Annotated in this window: 18 protein-coding genes; 9 read left to right on the top strand and 9 right to left on the bottom strand. The window is 63.6% G+C overall.

Going from position 1 to position 14,671, the window contains the following annotated elements; genetic code table 11:
• Window positions 1-149 precede the first annotated feature (149 nt).
• The 4 genes from NKI37_RS22055 to NKI37_RS22040 form a co-directional block, all read right to left on the bottom strand.
• A complete protein-coding gene (locus tag NKI37_RS22055) occupies window positions 150-1,148 on the bottom strand; it encodes an LLM class flavin-dependent oxidoreductase (RefSeq protein ID WP_023673201.1) in 999 nt (332 codons plus the stop codon).
• A gap of 22 nt (window positions 1,149-1,170) precedes the next feature.
• Complete coding sequence (locus NKI37_RS22050; RefSeq protein ID WP_023673202.1) at window positions 1,171-1,374, bottom strand: arylamine N-acetyltransferase; 204 nt, start codon at window positions 1,372-1,374, stop codon at window positions 1,171-1,173.
• 82 nt (window positions 1,375-1,456) lie between these two features.
• A complete protein-coding gene (locus tag NKI37_RS22045; RefSeq protein WP_023673203.1) occupies window positions 1,457-2,626 on the bottom strand; it encodes an AI-2E family transporter in 1,170 nt (389 codons plus the stop codon).
• A gap of 110 nt (window positions 2,627-2,736) precedes the next feature.
• Entirely contained in the window at window positions 2,737-3,798 is a 1,062-nt protein-coding gene (locus NKI37_RS22040) for an LLM class flavin-dependent oxidoreductase (protein ID WP_023673204.1), read from the bottom strand.
• Window positions 3,799-4,032: 234 nt separating this feature from the next.
• Between NKI37_RS22040 and NKI37_RS22035 the strand changes: the two genes are divergently transcribed.
• Window positions 4,033-4,461 carry a DUF6481 family protein gene (locus NKI37_RS22035; protein WP_023673205.1) on the top strand — a complete coding sequence of 143 codons (429 nt, stop codon included), beginning with the start codon at window positions 4,033-4,035 and terminating at the stop codon, window positions 4,459-4,461.
• An 85-nt stretch (window positions 4,462-4,546) separates the two neighbouring features.
• Here the strand turns inward: NKI37_RS22035 and sugE are convergent, their stop codons facing one another.
• Both sugE and NKI37_RS22025 read right to left on the bottom strand, forming a co-directional pair.
• Complete coding sequence (gene sugE, locus NKI37_RS22030) at window positions 4,547-4,861, bottom strand: quaternary ammonium compound efflux SMR transporter SugE (RefSeq protein WP_023681326.1); 315 nt, start codon at window positions 4,859-4,861, stop codon at window positions 4,547-4,549.
• A 206-nt stretch (window positions 4,862-5,067) separates the two neighbouring features.
• A complete protein-coding gene (locus tag NKI37_RS22025; protein ID WP_006200611.1) occupies window positions 5,068-5,193 on the bottom strand; it encodes a hypothetical protein in 126 nt (41 codons plus the stop codon).
• Between the two features lie 213 nt (window positions 5,194-5,406).
• Between NKI37_RS22025 and NKI37_RS22020 the strand changes: the two genes are divergently transcribed.
• The 4 genes from NKI37_RS22020 (at window position 5,407) to NKI37_RS22005 (ending at window position 8,652) form a co-directional block, all read left to right on the top strand.
• On the top strand, window positions 5,407-6,216 hold the full coding sequence (locus tag NKI37_RS22020) for a transglutaminase-like domain-containing protein (RefSeq protein ID WP_352789047.1): 810 nt from the start codon (window positions 5,407-5,409) through the stop codon (window positions 6,214-6,216).
• A 112-nt stretch (window positions 6,217-6,328) separates the two neighbouring features.
• Window positions 6,329-7,282, top strand: a complete 954-nt coding sequence (locus NKI37_RS22015) for a cation diffusion facilitator family transporter (protein ID WP_352789044.1) — start codon at window positions 6,329-6,331, stop codon at window positions 7,280-7,282.
• Window positions 7,283-7,359: 77 nt separating this feature from the next.
• A complete protein-coding gene (locus NKI37_RS22010; protein WP_023673210.1) occupies window positions 7,360-7,764 on the top strand; it encodes a GFA family protein in 405 nt (134 codons plus the stop codon).
• A gap of 81 nt (window positions 7,765-7,845) precedes the next feature.
• Entirely contained in the window at window positions 7,846-8,652 is an 807-nt protein-coding gene (locus NKI37_RS22005) for a class I SAM-dependent methyltransferase (protein ID WP_023748252.1), read from the top strand.
• A gap of 99 nt (window positions 8,653-8,751) precedes the next feature.
• Here the strand turns inward: NKI37_RS22005 and NKI37_RS22000 are convergent, their stop codons facing one another.
• Window positions 8,752-10,005, bottom strand: coding sequence for a DNA recombination protein RmuC (locus NKI37_RS22000; protein WP_023710397.1), 1,254 nt, complete (start codon window positions 10,003-10,005; stop codon window positions 8,752-8,754).
• A 103-nt stretch (window positions 10,006-10,108) separates the two neighbouring features.
• On the opposite strand from NKI37_RS22000, the gene def reads away from it, so the two are divergent.
• Genes def through truA form a run of 4 tightly spaced genes read left to right on the top strand, consistent with a single transcriptional unit; the run spans window position 10,109 to window position 12,865 of the window.
• Window positions 10,109-10,639, top strand: a complete 531-nt coding sequence (def, locus tag NKI37_RS21995) for a peptide deformylase (RefSeq protein WP_352789040.1) — start codon at window positions 10,109-10,111, stop codon at window positions 10,637-10,639.
• A 5-nt stretch (window positions 10,640-10,644) separates the two neighbouring features.
• The gene (fmt, locus tag NKI37_RS21990) at window positions 10,645-11,595 is read left to right on the top strand and encodes a methionyl-tRNA formyltransferase (RefSeq protein WP_023728812.1); all 951 of its coding nucleotides are present in this window, start codon (window positions 10,645-10,647) and stop codon (window positions 11,593-11,595) included.
• Window positions 11,592-12,098, top strand: coding sequence for a GNAT family N-acetyltransferase (locus NKI37_RS21985; RefSeq protein ID WP_352789039.1), 507 nt, complete (start codon window positions 11,592-11,594; stop codon window positions 12,096-12,098). Before fmt ends, NKI37_RS21985 begins: the two co-directional genes overlap by 4 nt.
• 11 nt (window positions 12,099-12,109) lie before the next feature.
• On the top strand, window positions 12,110-12,865 hold the full coding sequence (gene truA, locus NKI37_RS21980; protein WP_023673216.1) for a tRNA pseudouridine(38-40) synthase TruA: 756 nt from the start codon (window positions 12,110-12,112) through the stop codon (window positions 12,863-12,865).
• On the opposite strand, the gene NKI37_RS21975 is transcribed toward truA, so the two are convergent.
• Entirely contained in the window at window positions 12,862-13,467 is a 606-nt protein-coding gene (locus NKI37_RS21975) for a hypothetical protein (RefSeq protein WP_023673217.1), read from the bottom strand. The genes truA and NKI37_RS21975 overlap by 4 nt on opposite strands.
• Window positions 13,468-13,469: 2 nt before the next feature.
• Window positions 13,470-14,660, bottom strand: a complete 1,191-nt coding sequence (gene dapE, locus NKI37_RS21970) for a succinyl-diaminopimelate desuccinylase (protein WP_023673218.1) — start codon at window positions 14,658-14,660, stop codon at window positions 13,470-13,472.
• Between the last annotated feature and the right edge of the window lie 11 nt (window positions 14,661-14,671).

Genomic DNA, 14,671 nt, shown 5'->3' with positions numbered 1-14,671 from the left:
AACCGCGCTCAAAACCCCAGGATCTGCGCGATCCCCCGGCGAAGCGCCCAGTCAGGGCTTCGAAACCACAAGAAAACGTCACCTATGCGTGAGAGAGGCGGCTCCTGGCTGAGGAAGGCGCCTGCCCACAGCAGACACAGGCAAAAGCGTCACGCGGCCTGCGACAGCGATTTATGCGCCTCGGCCAGGATTTCGAACGAGCGCACGCGTGCCGCATGGTCGAAGATCTGCGCGGTCACCATCAGCTCGTCTGCGCCGGTGCGGCGCACGAACGCGTCTATGCCTTGCCGGACGGTTTCGGGAGAGCCGACGACGGCGCAGGACAGCGCCTGCGAAATCATGGTTTTTGCCATCGGCTCGAGCGTCTGGTCATAGCCCTCGACCGGCGGCGGCAGGCGGCCGGCCCGCCCGGTGCGCAGATTGACGAAGGCCTGCTGGAGCGAGGTGAACAGCAGTTTTGCCTCTCCATCGGTCGGTGCGGCGAAAACGTTGAGGCCGAGCATGACATAGGGCTTGTCCAGCTGTTCCGAAGGCTGGAAGCGCGAACGGTAGATCTCCAGCGCATGGTCCAGTTCGGCCGGCGCGAAATGCGAGGCGAAGGCATAGGGCAGGCCGAGCATGGCGGCGAGCTGCGCGCCATAGAGGCTGGAACCGAGGATCCAGACCGGCACCTTCTGGCCTTCGCCGGGCACGGCGTGGATACGCTGGCCTTCCGCGGCCGGCTGGAAATAGCCCATCAGCTCGACGACATCCTGGGGGAAATTGTCTGACGCCTCGAGATTGCGGCGCAGCGCGCGCGCTGTTCCCATATCGGTGCCGGGCGCGCGGCCGAGGCCGAGGTCGATGCGGCCGGGGTGCAGTGCCGCCAGCGTGCCGAACTGCTCGGCAATCACCAGCGGCGCATGGTTGGGCAGCATGATGCCACCGGCGCCGACGCGGATGGTCTTGGTGCCGCCGGCGACATGGGCGATGACGACGGCGGTCGCCGCGCTGGCGATGCCCGGCATGTTGTGGTGCTCGGCCAGCCAGTAGCGCCTGTAGCCGAGCCGCTCGGCATGGCGGGCCAGGTCGAGCGAATTTGCCAGCGATTGCGAGGCGTCGCTGCCTTCGACGATCGGCGACAGGTCGAGAACGGAAAGTGCGGTCATGGGCCTCAAGCCTTTACGATGTTCAACTGCCTGACCCTGGTTTCGAAGGCGCGGTCGGGAATGACGATGTCGAGCTGGTGCCAAGCAACGGGTCCATATTCTCGAACGGGATCGCCTGCGGACGCTGGCGATGCGGCGCGCTCAGCGTGCCGAGCGGAGCATCGATCGGGCCGCGATAGCCGATGCGGTCGAAATAGGAATCGAGGTCGAAGGAGGCATCTTTCATCGCAGGGTCCGGCTTGACCGGCTCGATATAGGCACTCCGCCTGAAGACAACAAATGCGCGATGACGGGCAGGCGCGGCAAGCTTATGCCGCTGCCTTTCCGTTCTCTTCGGCCGCTTCTTCCTCCACCACGGCCGTCTGCTGTGCGGCGAGAAAATTGCCGACATGGCTGAGGCCATCGAAATGATCGCAGAACACTTTGACGACGACCAACAGCGGCACCGCCATCAGCGCGCCGACAAAGCCCCAAAGCCAGGACCAGAAGGCGATGGCGATGAAGATCGCCACGGCGTTGATCTCGAGGCGTCGGCCGACAACCATCGGCGTAACGAACTGGCCTTCGACGATGTCGCACAAAAGCACGAAGCCCGGCGCCAAAAGGGCGTAGGTGATCGAGTCGAAGCTGATCATCGCAATGACGCTGACCAGCACGATGGTGATCAGCGCGCCGACATAGGGCAGGAAGTTGAGCAGCGCCGCCATCGTTCCCCAGACGAGCGGGTTGGGCATGCCGAGCGCCCACAGGCCAAGGCCGATAACCGCGCCGAGACCGGCATTGATGACGGTGACGGTGAGCAGATAATGCGAGATTTCGCGCTCGACGTCATAGACGACGCGCAAGGCCCGCTTCTTCTCACTGAGGCTGGCGAAGGACTGGATGATCTTCTCATAGAACATCGTGCCTGACGCCAGCAGGAACAGCGACAGCACGAAGATGATGGTCAGGCTTGTCCCCGCCGACAGGACGTTGCTGGCGGCGGCCGACAGGACGCCGGACTGTGCCATCGCCACCTTCTGGATGCCCGGCTCCTGCGAGGTCTCCGTCATCTGTTCGATCTGATGCGAGATCTGCATGATCCTCTCGAGCGGACGCCGTAATTGCGCCAGCCGTTCGGTAAGTTGTTGGCCGATCGACGAGGTGTTGTTGAGAAGGTCGATGACCGGGCCGCTGAGCAGATAGCCGGCAACGCCGAAGACGCAGATCGACAGCACGACCAACATTGTCGCCGAAACCACTTCCGGAATGCCGCGCTTGCGCAGGAAGCGCACGATTGGTGTCAGCGTCAGCGTCAGCAGGAAGGCGAGGATGACCGGCATGAAGAAAGCACGCGCGAAATACAGCGCGTAGATGGCCATGAACAGGAAGATCCCGATGAGCAGCGAACGCATCAGATGCGTGTCGGCACGCGCCACAACTCTCGCCTCTTCGGTTTCGGCAAGGCCAGCACCCAAAGCGGCGGGTTCGGCTTTCATGATTTTCCCTCAGCGGCGCACCGCAATTGGTGCATTCCCCTGACGGAAACGCCTCTGCAAGCCCAAGGTTCCGTTAGCCGGCAAGGCCCTCAATCCGGGCCGCCCGTCGCTCAGGCGGCTGGCGCTGCGACGGCGACGCCGGGCTTGGCGGTCTCCTTGCGCACGATCGGCGCCACCTTGGTGCCGTACAGTTCGATCGCCTTCATGATCTTGGCGTGCGGCATGGCGCCGATCGCCATCTGCAGCAGGAAGCGGTCATTGTTGAAGATCTTGTGCTGGGCGACGATCTTTTCCGCCACCTGCTCCGGATTACCGACGAACAGCGCGCCGTTCGGACCACGCGACTGATCGAAATGCGCCCGCGAGGTCGGGCCCCAGCCGCGCTCGCGGCCGATGCGGTTCATCACTTCGGCCTGCGGGCCGTAGAAATCGTCGGCCGCCTGTTCAGTGGTCCCGGCGATGAAGCCGTGCACATTGATGCTGGTGGCAAGGCCCGAGGGGTCGGTACCGGCCCGCCTGGCGGCATCGCGATAAATGTCGAACAGCGGTGCAAACCGCGCCGGCTCACCGCCGATGATGGCCAGCGCCAGCGGCAGGCCGAGCACGCCCGCGCGCGCCGCAGATTGCGGCGTTCCACCTATTGCGATCCAGATCGGCAATTTGTCCTGCAGCGGCCGCGGATAGACGCCGCGGTCGTTGATGGGCGCGCGCAGATTGCCGGACCAGGTGACATTTACATTATCGCGGATGGCCAGCAGCAAATCGAGCTTTTCGGCGAACAGCTCGTCATAGTCCTCGAGATTGTAGCCGAACAGCGGGAAGGATTCGATGAACGAGCCGCGCCCGGCCATGATCTCGGCCCGGCCGTCCGACAAAAGGTCGAGCGTTGCGAACTGCTGGAAGACGCGCACCGGATCGTCGGAGGACAGCACGGTGACCGCGCTGGTCAGCTTGATGCGCTTGGTGCGTTCGGCGGCAGCGGCCAGCGCCACCACCGGCGCGGACGCGGCATAGTCGGGGCGGTGATGTTCGCCCAGACCAAAGACGTCGAGGCCGACCTGGTCGGCCAGCTCGACCTCCTCGATCAGATTGCGCAGTCGCTGATGCGGGCCGATCGCGCCGGGGCCGGGCTCCGGGCTGACGTCGGCGAAAGTGTAGAGACCGAGTTCCATGGCATGTCATCCAAATGTTCTGATTTGCCGCTAGAGGTAGCGGCGAGCCGCCCCGGCCGCCAGAGGGGCGGATGGTGAACAGTGCATGTCGGTTTCGGCCGGCTTTGTTTCAGGGAAAACGCGTCTCCCGGCTGCAACAGCATAAACTTTCATGGCTGGCATACCGTTTTGGCGCTTGAACTCTCGGTATTCGCGCGTATGTAAGCGTCGCGAATTGACTTCAGGGAAGTGGACTTGGCTATCTACAGGGAAAAAGACATTTTCGAGCGGCGCAATGCCGCGAACGAGGCAAAGAAGGCGCTTCTGGAGCGCTTCAAGTCAAAGCCGGCGGCTGATGATCCTGCGGTTCTGGCCAAACAAGCCGAACGCAAGGCGATTCTTGAGGCTCGCGAGATACGCGAGGCCGAAAAGGCCAGGCTGAAGCAGGAAAAGCTGGCACGCGAGGCGGTCGAGAAGGCCGAGCGCGAGGCAGCAGCCGAAGCGGCGCGTATTGCGGCCGAAGAGGCAGCGCAGGCTGAAGCGAAGATCAAGGAAGCCGAAGAAAACGAGCGCATTGCCCGTTTGCTGGCCGACGAAGCCGAACGCAAGGCCAAGCGCGACGCACGCTATGCGGCCCGCAAGCAGCGTACCGGCAGGACGCCTCCGGGCTTCTCCGCCCGCTAACGCTTCGATCGAAACGATCGGACATCAGGGTCGCCTTCCAGCGGCCCTGAATGTGTTTGTGCGTCGATTTCCTTGGTTGCTTTGCTCAGGCGGCGAGCTTCAGCCCCATAATGCCGCAGACGATGAGCGCAATGCAGGCGAGCCGGATGGCCGTCGCCGGCTCGCCCAGCAGCCAGATGCCAAGCAGCGCCGTGCCGACCGTGCCGATGCCGGTCCACACCGCATAGGCCGTCCCGACAGGCAGCGTCTTGAGCGCCAGGCCGAGCAACCCGAGGCTGATGATCATCGAGGCGACAGTGAGCACCGTCGGCAGCGGCTTCGAGAAGCCGTCAGTGTATTTGAGGCCGATCGCCCAGCCGATTTCGAACAGACCAGCGAAGAACAGAAAAATCCACGACATCGGGATGCACTCCTTCCATGAGGATGGCGGGGCGTCCCGGCCGGACTTTTGAGAAAGGCGCGAGGTCGTCCTCGCCGCTTCGGTATAAGCGGCTGCGCCGGTGCGATCAACAAAAACACCGGCCGCATCGTTCATGCCGCCGGTGTCAAAATCTGCGCCGAAACGGTTGTCCGGATTTCAACCGTCCAAGATCTTCCGAGGCGGGCTTACTTTTCCTTGAGCCTCATCGCCTTGACGGGCGGCGCCTTGAGTGCCGGAGCCGCTGCGGGCTTCTTGGCGTCTTTTTTCGGCTTCCGAGCTTCCTTGCCCGCCTTCATCGCACCTTTAGCCATGATTCGCTCCTCCAGTTGCTGGGAGGCCAAGTGAAACAAGAGAAACGCCGGACTGCAAGGGGGCGGGCGTCTGTCGCCGGCGCCGTCGGGCCGCTTTCAACCGGTTTCTAATTTGCTCGTAAACCATTCCGGTCCGTGCCATGGTTGCCTTCGCACTGCAGCATCGGCCATGCCTTCGCCCGGCGATGATCAGGCAGTGCGGTCAGGACGACAATGCGAATCCGCATCGGCAGCGAGATGAGTTTCGATTTTCCGCAGGAAACGCCGCTCATCGCGATGCTCAACGTCCACTACTCCAGGGCCTCCGATCTCGAGCGCCCGGATTTCCTGACCTCCAGCCCGCCGGTGCCGATCCAGAGCTACCGCGACAGTTTCGGCAATTGGTGCAACCGTTTCGTCGCCCCGCCCGGGCGCTTCACCTTCGGCACCGATTCGGTAATCCACGACCCCGGTACCTTCGAGATGGGCGACCTGATGGCCTGGCAGCATGAGGTTCGCGACCTGCCGTCGGACACATTGCTGTTCCTGTTGCCCAGCCGCTTTTGCGAGAGCGATCTGCTGGCCAGCGAAGCCTGGCGGCTGTTCGGGCATACGCCGCTCGGTATTGCCCGCGTCCAGGCGGTCTGTGATTTCGTCCACAACCACATCGTCTTCAGCTACGGCAATGCCCGACCGACGCGCACCGCGGCCGAAGCCTATCGCGAGCAAAGCGGCGTCTGCCGTGACTTTGCCCACCTCGCCGTCACCTTCTGCCGTGCGCTAAACATCCCGACCCGCTACTGCACCGGCTACATCAGCGACATCGGCCTGCCCAAACCTTGGGCGAGCATGGATTTCGCAGCCTGGATGGAGGTCTATCTCGGTGGCCGCTGGCATGTCTTTGACCCGCGCAACAATTCGCCACGCATCGGCCGCATCCTGATCGCGTCGGGTCGCGACGCCGCCGACGTGCCGCTGACCCACATCTTCGGACCGGGCACGCTGGCTGGTTTCAAGGTGTGGACGGACGAGATCATCGAATAGGGGCGTCTTTCCGCAAGCTGGCCTTCAACCTGAACGACCAGGCGATTCGTGCGTTGTGATGCCTGTGGAGCTCGGCGGCAGGCCGTTACATTGGGCGCCTTGGAGGGACAGCATGGCAGCGCATGGCGGGTCGAAGACGGTCATCTACGCGGCGCTCGCCGGTAATTTAGCTATTGCTGTGACCAAATTCGTCGCCGCCTTCTTCACCGGCAGCTCGGCGATGCTGTCGGAAGGCGTGCACTCGCTGGTGGATACCGGCAATGGCGGGCTGCTGCTCTACGGCATGCACCGCGCCGCCCGTCCGCCGGACCGCACGCATCCGCTCGGCCATGGCCGCGAGCTGTATTTCTGGAGCTTCATTGTCGCCCTGCTCGTCTTTGCGCTCGGCGCCGGCGTGTCCTTCTATGAAGGCGTCGTCCACATCATGGCGCCTGAGCCGGTCGCCAATCCCAAAATCAACTACATCGTGCTTGGCCTCTCGATGCTGTTCGAGGGCAGCTCCTGGTACGTGGCGCTGAAGGAGTTCCGCCAGCAGAAGGGCAAGCAAGGCTGGCTGCAGGCCGTGCAATCGAGCAAGGATCCGAGCGTCTACACGATCCTGTTCGAGGACAGCGCCGCCCTGCTCGGTCTCTTCGTCGCCTTCGCCGGCATATTGGCGGCCGAACTCCTCGACATGCCCGAACTCGACGGCGTCGCCTCGATCGGCATCGCGATGATCCTCGGCGCCACCGCCATCTTTCTGGCGCGCGAAAGCAAGGGATTGCTCATCGGTGAGCCGGCCTCGGCGGAAGTGCAGGCCAAGGTGCTGGCCATCGCCCAGCAGGATTCGGCGGTGCAGCGGGCCAACGGCGTTCTCACCGTCCATCTCGGCCCGCAACAGATCGTCGCTGGGCTGAGCATCGAATTCGAGGACCATCTGACGGCGCCTGAGATCGAAGCCTGTGTCGAGCGCATCGAGGCGCTCTTGAAAAAAGAAATGCCGGAGATCACCAGACTGTTCGTCAAGCCGCAGACGACCGGAACGTGGGAGCACCGGCGCAAGCAGGTCGAGGCGGCGTCGGACTAGTTCTGGACCAGCAGTGCACCGTTGGCCCCATCGCCTGGTCCCGCTAAGATCACCCGACGGATTTCGGAGAATCAACCATGAAAATCGATGGTGGGTGCCATTGCGGCGCCATAACTTATGAAGCAGACGTCGACCCGGAAAAGACCTCTATCTGTCATTGCACCGACTGCCAGCAACTGACCGGCACCGCCTTTCGTGTCACTGTTCCCGCGCCTGAGGATCATTACAGGATCACCAAGGGCACACCGAAGGTCTATATCAAGACGGGATCGAGCGGCGCCAAGCGTGCCCAGGCGTTCTGCGGCGACTGCGGTTCGCATCTTTACGCAACGTCGGTTGGCGACGGGCCGAAGGTCTATGGGATCAGGGCGGGGACCGCGCGGCAACGCGAGGATCTCGTTCCGACCCAACAGAAATGGCACCGATCGGCCCTGCACTGGCTTCCGGAATTCGAGGGCGTAAGCATCGTAGAGGCGCAGTAGCACCTGCCTCCCGGTTAAACGCGGCCCAAACCAGCCAATAATGTGCTAGGCTAGCCATCAAACGGATGGCGGGGGATAGCAATGTCGGAAACGGACAAAGTGTTTGCCGGCTCGATTCCGGAAAACTACGACCGCTACATGGTGCCGCTGATCTTCGAGCCGTTCGCCGCGGATTTGGCACGACGGGCAGCGTCCTTGTCGCCCGGCGCCGTCCTGGAAGTCGCCGCCGGCACCGGCGTTGTTACCCGCGCATTGGCGCCAAAACTGTCCCCTGGCGCAAGCTATGTCGTGACCGACCTCAACCAGCCTATGCTCGACTACGCGGCCTCGCGACAAGCTCCCGACAGTCGCATACAATGGCGTCAGGCGGATGCTCTGGCGCTGCCGTTCGAAGATGCGGCTTTCGATCTCGTTTGCTGTCAGTTCGGCGCGATGTTCTTTCCCGACCGAGCCGCCGGCTATCGCGAAGCAAAGCGGGTCCTGAAGACCGGCGGCCATTTCCTGTTCAACGTGTGGGATCGCATTGAAGAGAATGTATTCGCCAATGATGTGACGAATGCTCTTGCGGAGATTTTTCCGAACGATCCGCCCCGCTTTCTCGCCCGCACGCCGCACGGCTACAATGACACTGCATTGATCCGCGGCGAGTTGGAAGCCGCAGGTTTCTCCCGTGTGGTGATCGACACGAGGGCCGAACAAAGCCGTGCCTCCTCGCCGCGCCTTCCGGCGGTTGCCTATTGCCAGGGAACTCCGCTTCGCAATGAAATCGAGGCCCGAGGAAAATTGGAAGCCGCAACCGATCACGCCGCGTCCGTGATTGCAGCCAGACACGGCAGCGGCGAGGTTGCGGCCAAGATCCAGGCACACGTGATCGTGGCTACGGTCTAATGCATGGCGCCAGAAGTGTGCCGCGGTTCTGGGGCAACGACATGCATCAAAACAAAGACTTAAGGCGCGTCGTATGAATCCGTTTCAGCGCGACGCGCTTTAATCGTCGCCTTCGACGACACGTAGCCTGAGCTGCCCCGTCTTGGAATCCGCCACCCGCACCCCGGCTTCGGCCTTGGCGGGTCCGCCACCGCGCACTTCGGCTTCGTTTTCGCCAAACTCCAGCGCTTCGATCTTTTGGCCGCGCTTGGTCACCTTCGACGTCGACACCAGTATCTCGTCGATATCCTTGGCCGACTGGCCAAAATGCGTCTGCAGCCGGCGCACGCGTTCGTCGACGCGCGCGACGTCCTCCATCAGCCGGATCACCTCGCCCTGGATCAGATGCGCCTGTTCGCGCATGCGGGCGTCCTTGAGGATGGCCTGGATGACCTGGATCGACAGCATCAAAAGCGACGGTGAGACGATGATGACACGCGCCCGGTGCGCCTTCTGGACCACGGCGTCGAAATTCTCGTGGATTTCGGCGAACACCGATTCCGACGGCACGAACATGAAGGCGGTGTCCTGCGTCTCGCCCTGGATCAGGTATTTTTCCGAGATATCGCGGACGTGAATTTCGATGTCGCGGCGGAAAGCCTGGGCCGCGATCTTCTGTTGTTCGGCGCCATCGGCGGCGCGGATGGCGTTCCAGGCTTCCAGCGGAAACTTGGCGTCGATGGCAAGCTGCGGCGCACCGTTCGGCATCCTGACCAGGCAGTCGGGACGGCTGCCGTTTGACAGCGTTGCCTGGAACTCGTAGGCGCCCATCGGAAGGCCGTCGGCGACGATCGCCTCCATGCGCGACTGGCCGAAGGCGCCGCGCGTCTGCTTGTTGGACAGGATCGCCTGCAATTGCACGACCTGGCCGGCCAGCGACTGAATGTTGCCTTGCGCGGTGTCGATGACCGCCAGCCGTTCCTGCAGTTTGGCGAGGCTCTCATGCGTCGATTTGGTCTGTTCGGTCATGGTTTGGCCGAGTCGGCCGGTCATGGCGTCGAGGCGCTGGCCGATCGACTGGTTGAGTTCGGCCTGCCTTGCGCCGAACACGTCGGCGATGGCGCCCATGCGGCCCTGCATCTCGGCCTGGCTTTGCAAAATGCCGGCCATCCGCGCCTCGGCGTCGCGGGCGTGGTCGGCGGCTTCCGCCGCGGCGATGGTGCGCGCCTTGGCCGATCGCCACAGCGCCACGACAAGCGCCAGGAACAGGCCGAGAAACACCAGCGCGCCGATGGCCAGTGCATGGCCGAGCGTGATCGTCGTCGCGCCAAGCCGGGCAACGGGTTCGGAAAGGATGGTGCTCAGGTCGTTCATCCCGCCAGCATAGCCGATTCGCAGACCTGGCACAGATCAAAACGTGAACGAGACCGATTCGCACCGGTTGACGCTTCTCCTGCGACGTTTTAGGTGAGGCGCCATGTCGATCAAGCCGCTCATCATCCTTCCCGATCCTATCCTGCGCCAGGTTTCCAAACCGGTCGAACGCGTCGACGCGCCTTTGCGCAAACTGACCGACGACATGCTGGCGACGATGTATGATGCGCCGGGCATCGGCTTGGCCGCAATCCAGATTGGCGAGCCGCTGCGCATGCTGGTCATCGACCTCGCCAAGGAAGACGAGCCGCCGGCGCCGCATTTCTTCATCAATCCCGAAATCCTCGAAAGCGCCGACGCTCGCTCCGTCTACGAGGAAGGCTGCCTGTCGATCCCGGACTATTACGCCGAGGTCGAGCGTCCCGCCTCGGTGCGCGTGAAATATCTCGACCGCGACGGCAAGCTGCAGGAGATCGAGGCCGAAGGCCTGATGGCGACCTGCCTGCAGCACGAGATCGACCATCTCAACGGTGTGCTGTTCATCGACCACATCTCGAAGCTGAAGCGCGACATGGTGGTCAAGAAGTTCAAGAAGCTCGCCAAGGACAAGGCGCCGGGCAAGCTGGTGGGATAGGGAAGATGCCGCTTCGCGTCATCTTCATGGGCACGCCGGAGTTTTCGGTGCCGGTGCTGCGCGCGATTGCCGAGGCCGGGCACGAGATAGCAGCCGTCTACACCCAGCCGCCGCGCGCCGCGGGCCGCCGCGGGCTGGAGCTGACACCGTCGCCGGTGCAGCGCGAGGCTGAGCGGCTGGGCATCGAAGTGCGCACGCCGCTGTCGCTGAAGGGCGAGGCCGAGCAAGCTGCTTTCCAGGCGTTGCGTGCCGATGTCGCGGTCGTCGTCGCGTATGGTTTGCTGTTGCCGAAGGCTATTCTGGAGGCTCCGCGCCTCGGCTGCCTCAACGGCCACGCCTCGCTTTTGCCGCGTTGGCGTGGTGCAGCTCCCATCCAGCGCGCCATTATGGCCGGCGACGTCGAGACCGGCATGATGGTGATGCGCATGGAAGAGGGCCTGGACACCGGTCCGGTGGCACTGGTTGAAAAATGCGCCATAGAGCCCGATATGACGGCCGGCGATCTGCACGACCGCTTGATGAATATTGCTGCCACGCTGATGGTGGAAGCGCTGTCCCGATTGGAGACAAATACCCTGGCATCGACTTTGCAGGCGGCTGACGGGGTGACCTACGCCAGGAAAATCGATAAGTCGGAGACACGTGTGGACTGGACGCGCCCGGCTGCGGAGGTCCACAATCACATTCGCGGGCTGTCGCCATTCCCCGGCGCCTGGTGCGAGGCCGACATCGGCGGCCGCACGGAACGGCTGAAACTGCTTCGCTCGACGCTTTCTGAAGGTACGCTTTCTGAAAGCATGGGCGAGTCGGGAGGAATTCTCGATGACCGGCTGACGGTCGCCTGCGGGTCGGGCGCGGTCAGGCTGGTCGAAGTTCAACGGGCGGGCGGAAAGCCTGCTGCCGCGAAGGAGTTTCTGCGCGGGGCCAAGATCGAAAAAGGAATGAAGTTCTCATGAGCATGATGTCGATACGCGGCGCGACGCCGCGGGACCGCGAGGCCATACGCCTGGTCGAGGAACACGCATTCGGCCAGCAGGCGGAGGCCGGGCTGGTCGACGCTCTGGTCACCGGCGGCGACGCCGTTGTCGAACTGGTGGCGGAAGAAGACGGCCAGGTGGTCGGCCACATCCTGTTTTCCAGGCTGTTCGTTAGGAACGGCGGCAAGCAGTTTGCAGCCGTGGCGCTGGCGCCGTTGGCGGTGGAACCTTCGTTCCACGGCTCGGGCATTGGCGGTGCGCTGATCCGCGAAGCGCATATCCGCCTCAGGGATGGCGGCGAGACGCTCGCCGTTGTGTTGGGCGATCCGGCCTATTACGGCCGCTTCGGCTACAGCCATGCGCGCGCCGAAAAGTTCGAGAGCGAATATCAGGGCGAAGCGCTGCAGGCGCTGGCCTGGGGTGACGCACCCGAAAAAGGCAAACTGGTCTACGCCCAGGCCTTTACCGCACTCGCCGCCTGAACGAAGGGTGTATGCCGCGTTTTCGTCTCGATATCGAATATGACGGCAGCCTTTTCGCCGGCTGGCAACACCAGGCGGATCAGCCTTCGGTGCAGCAGGCGATAGAGCAGGCGATCGAGAAATTCTGCGGTGAGGCGGTGCGGATACGCGCCGCCGGCCGCACCGACGCCGGGGTGCATGCGACCGCCCAGGTGGCGCATGTCGACCTCGCCAAGGCATGGCCAAACGACAAGGTGCGCGACGCCGTCAACGCGCACCTGCAGGCGGCAGGCGCGCGCATCGCCATCCTGCAGGCGACGGTTGTCCCCAATGAGTTCGACGCCCGTTTCTCGGCCACCGGGCGGCACTATCTCTACCGCATCCTCAACCGGCGCGCGCCTGCAGCGATGGAAAAGGGCAAGGTCTGGTGGGTGCCGAAGCGGCTCGATGCGAACGCCATGCACGAAGCGGCGAAAGTCCTGCTCGGCCGACATGACTTTACCACCTTCCGCTCGACGCAATGCCAGGCCAACAGTCCGGTGCGGACGCTGGAGCGGCTCGATGTAAGCCGCCAGGGCGACCTGATCGAAGTCAGGGCCTCGGCGCGCTCTTTCCTGCACAACCAAGTGCGCTCCATGGTCGGTTCGCTGAAACGCGTCGGCGACGGCGGCTGGACCGGCGCCGACCTCAAGGCAGCGCTCGCGGCGCAAGACCGCGCCGCCTGCGGCCAGGTGGCGCCGCCCGACGGGCTTTTTCTCGTCGGTGTAGACTATCCGGAAAAGTTCTAAGCCGGAGCGGCGGTCGGCACAGTGATGCCGAGCAGCGCCACCAGGCCGAACAAGACGGCCAGAGACACCACCAACATGCCTGCGAACACGGCGCTGCCGACAGCCGCGCCCTTGCCGATCGCGGCGTTGGTCATCCGCCAGGAGAGTACCAGCGACAGCACCACCAGAACCAGCCACACCAATTCGGCAACCGGGTTGCCAGACGGCAGGAAAAGCCTGATCAGCGCTGAAGGCAGCAGCATCCAGGCAGTGATCGCCGACGCCCAGTTGCTGGCGACGACATAGTGGACGAAGCGGTCGCCGATGCCGGCGCGCGATGCGACCAGGGCAAGCACAACCAGGGGCAGCAGCCACGAGCCGAGGTCGACGGTCGCCAGGCGAATCAACATGCCCAGCCGGCCGGCGAACGCATTGGGATCGCCGATCTCGTTGGCCGTGCCGACCCAGCCGACGATCATCGCCGGCGCGGCGACGACGATGGCGAAGAAGGAATTCCAGAAGCCGTCCGCCGAAAGGTCGAGCAGCCGCAAGCCGTCGGCCTTTCCGAGCATCAGCCGCCAGGCGCCGTTAAGCGATGAAGAGGTCTCGTCAACCGAAAGCATGATCAGCCCTGCTCGAACCAGTCATCGATGAAGCGCTGGTAGATTTGGGTCAGCGTCTCGAGGTCGGCCAGTGCGACGCGCTCGTCGACCATGTGCATGGTCTTGCCGACGAGGCCGAACTCGACCACCGGGCAATAGTCCTTGATGAAACGCGCATCCGAGGTTCCGCCCGAGGTGGACAGCGCCGGCTCCTTGCCGACTGTCGCCTTGATCGACCCGCGCAGCGTCTCGATCAGCTTGTCGTCGCGCGTCAGGAAGACATGGCTCGGCCGGTCGCGCCAGATCAGCTCGTAGTCGACCGGCGTCTTGCCGGTCCGGTATTTCTTGCGCTTCGCCGCCTGGTCGAGGCGGTTATGGATCTCGGCCTGCACCGTCTCGGCAGTCCATGTGTCGTTGAAGCGGATGTTGAAGGTGGCTGTCGCCTTGGCCGGAATAACATTGGTCGCCGGGTTGCCGACATCGATCGAGGTCACTTCCAGATTGGTCGGCTGAAAATCCTTCGTGCCCTTGTCGAAGACGGGCGACAGCAAGGCGTCGACCAGGCTGATCAGGCCGCGCACCGGATTGTCGGCGAGCAATGGATAGGCGACATGGCCCTGGCGGCCGTTGACCGTGACACTGCCCGACATCGAGCCACGCCGGCCGATCTTGATCATGTCGCCGAGCGTGTCCGGATTGGTCGGCTCGCCAACGATCGCGGCGTCCCATCTCTCGCCCCTGGCCGCCGCCCAGTCGAGCAGTTTTGTCGTCCCGTTGATCGCCGGCCCCTCCTCGTCGCCGGTAATCAGCAGCGAGACCGAGCCTTTCGGACCACCCTTTTTCTCGACATGGCGCGCCACGGCGGCGATGAAACAGGCGATGCCGCCCTTCATGTCGACGGCGCCGCGGCCATACATCTCGCCCTTGGCGATCTCGGCGGCGAAGGGCGGATGCGTCCACGACGCCTCGTCGCCCGCCGGCACCACGTCGGTATGGCCGGCAAACATCAGATGCGGCCCATTGCCGGAGCGACGCGCGTAGAGGTTCTCGATGTCGGGGGTGCCGTCTTCGGAAAACACCGGGCGTTCGACGGAAAAGCCGAGCGGCTTCAGCATGCCTTCCAGGGCAGCCAGCGCGCCGCCCTCGGCGGGCGTTACGGAGGCGCAGCGTATGAGGGTCGCGAGGTTGGCGGCGGGATCGGTCGGCAGTTTCATGGGCAAAGCGA

It is taken from the genome of Mesorhizobium sp. M0626 (genome assembly GCF_040320665.1).
In the GTDB taxonomy this organism is placed as follows: Bacteria; Pseudomonadota; Alphaproteobacteria; order Rhizobiales; family Rhizobiaceae; genus Mesorhizobium.
Note: the sequence above shows the minus strand (reverse complement) of the source record. Positions and strands in the feature narration are given on the sequence as shown.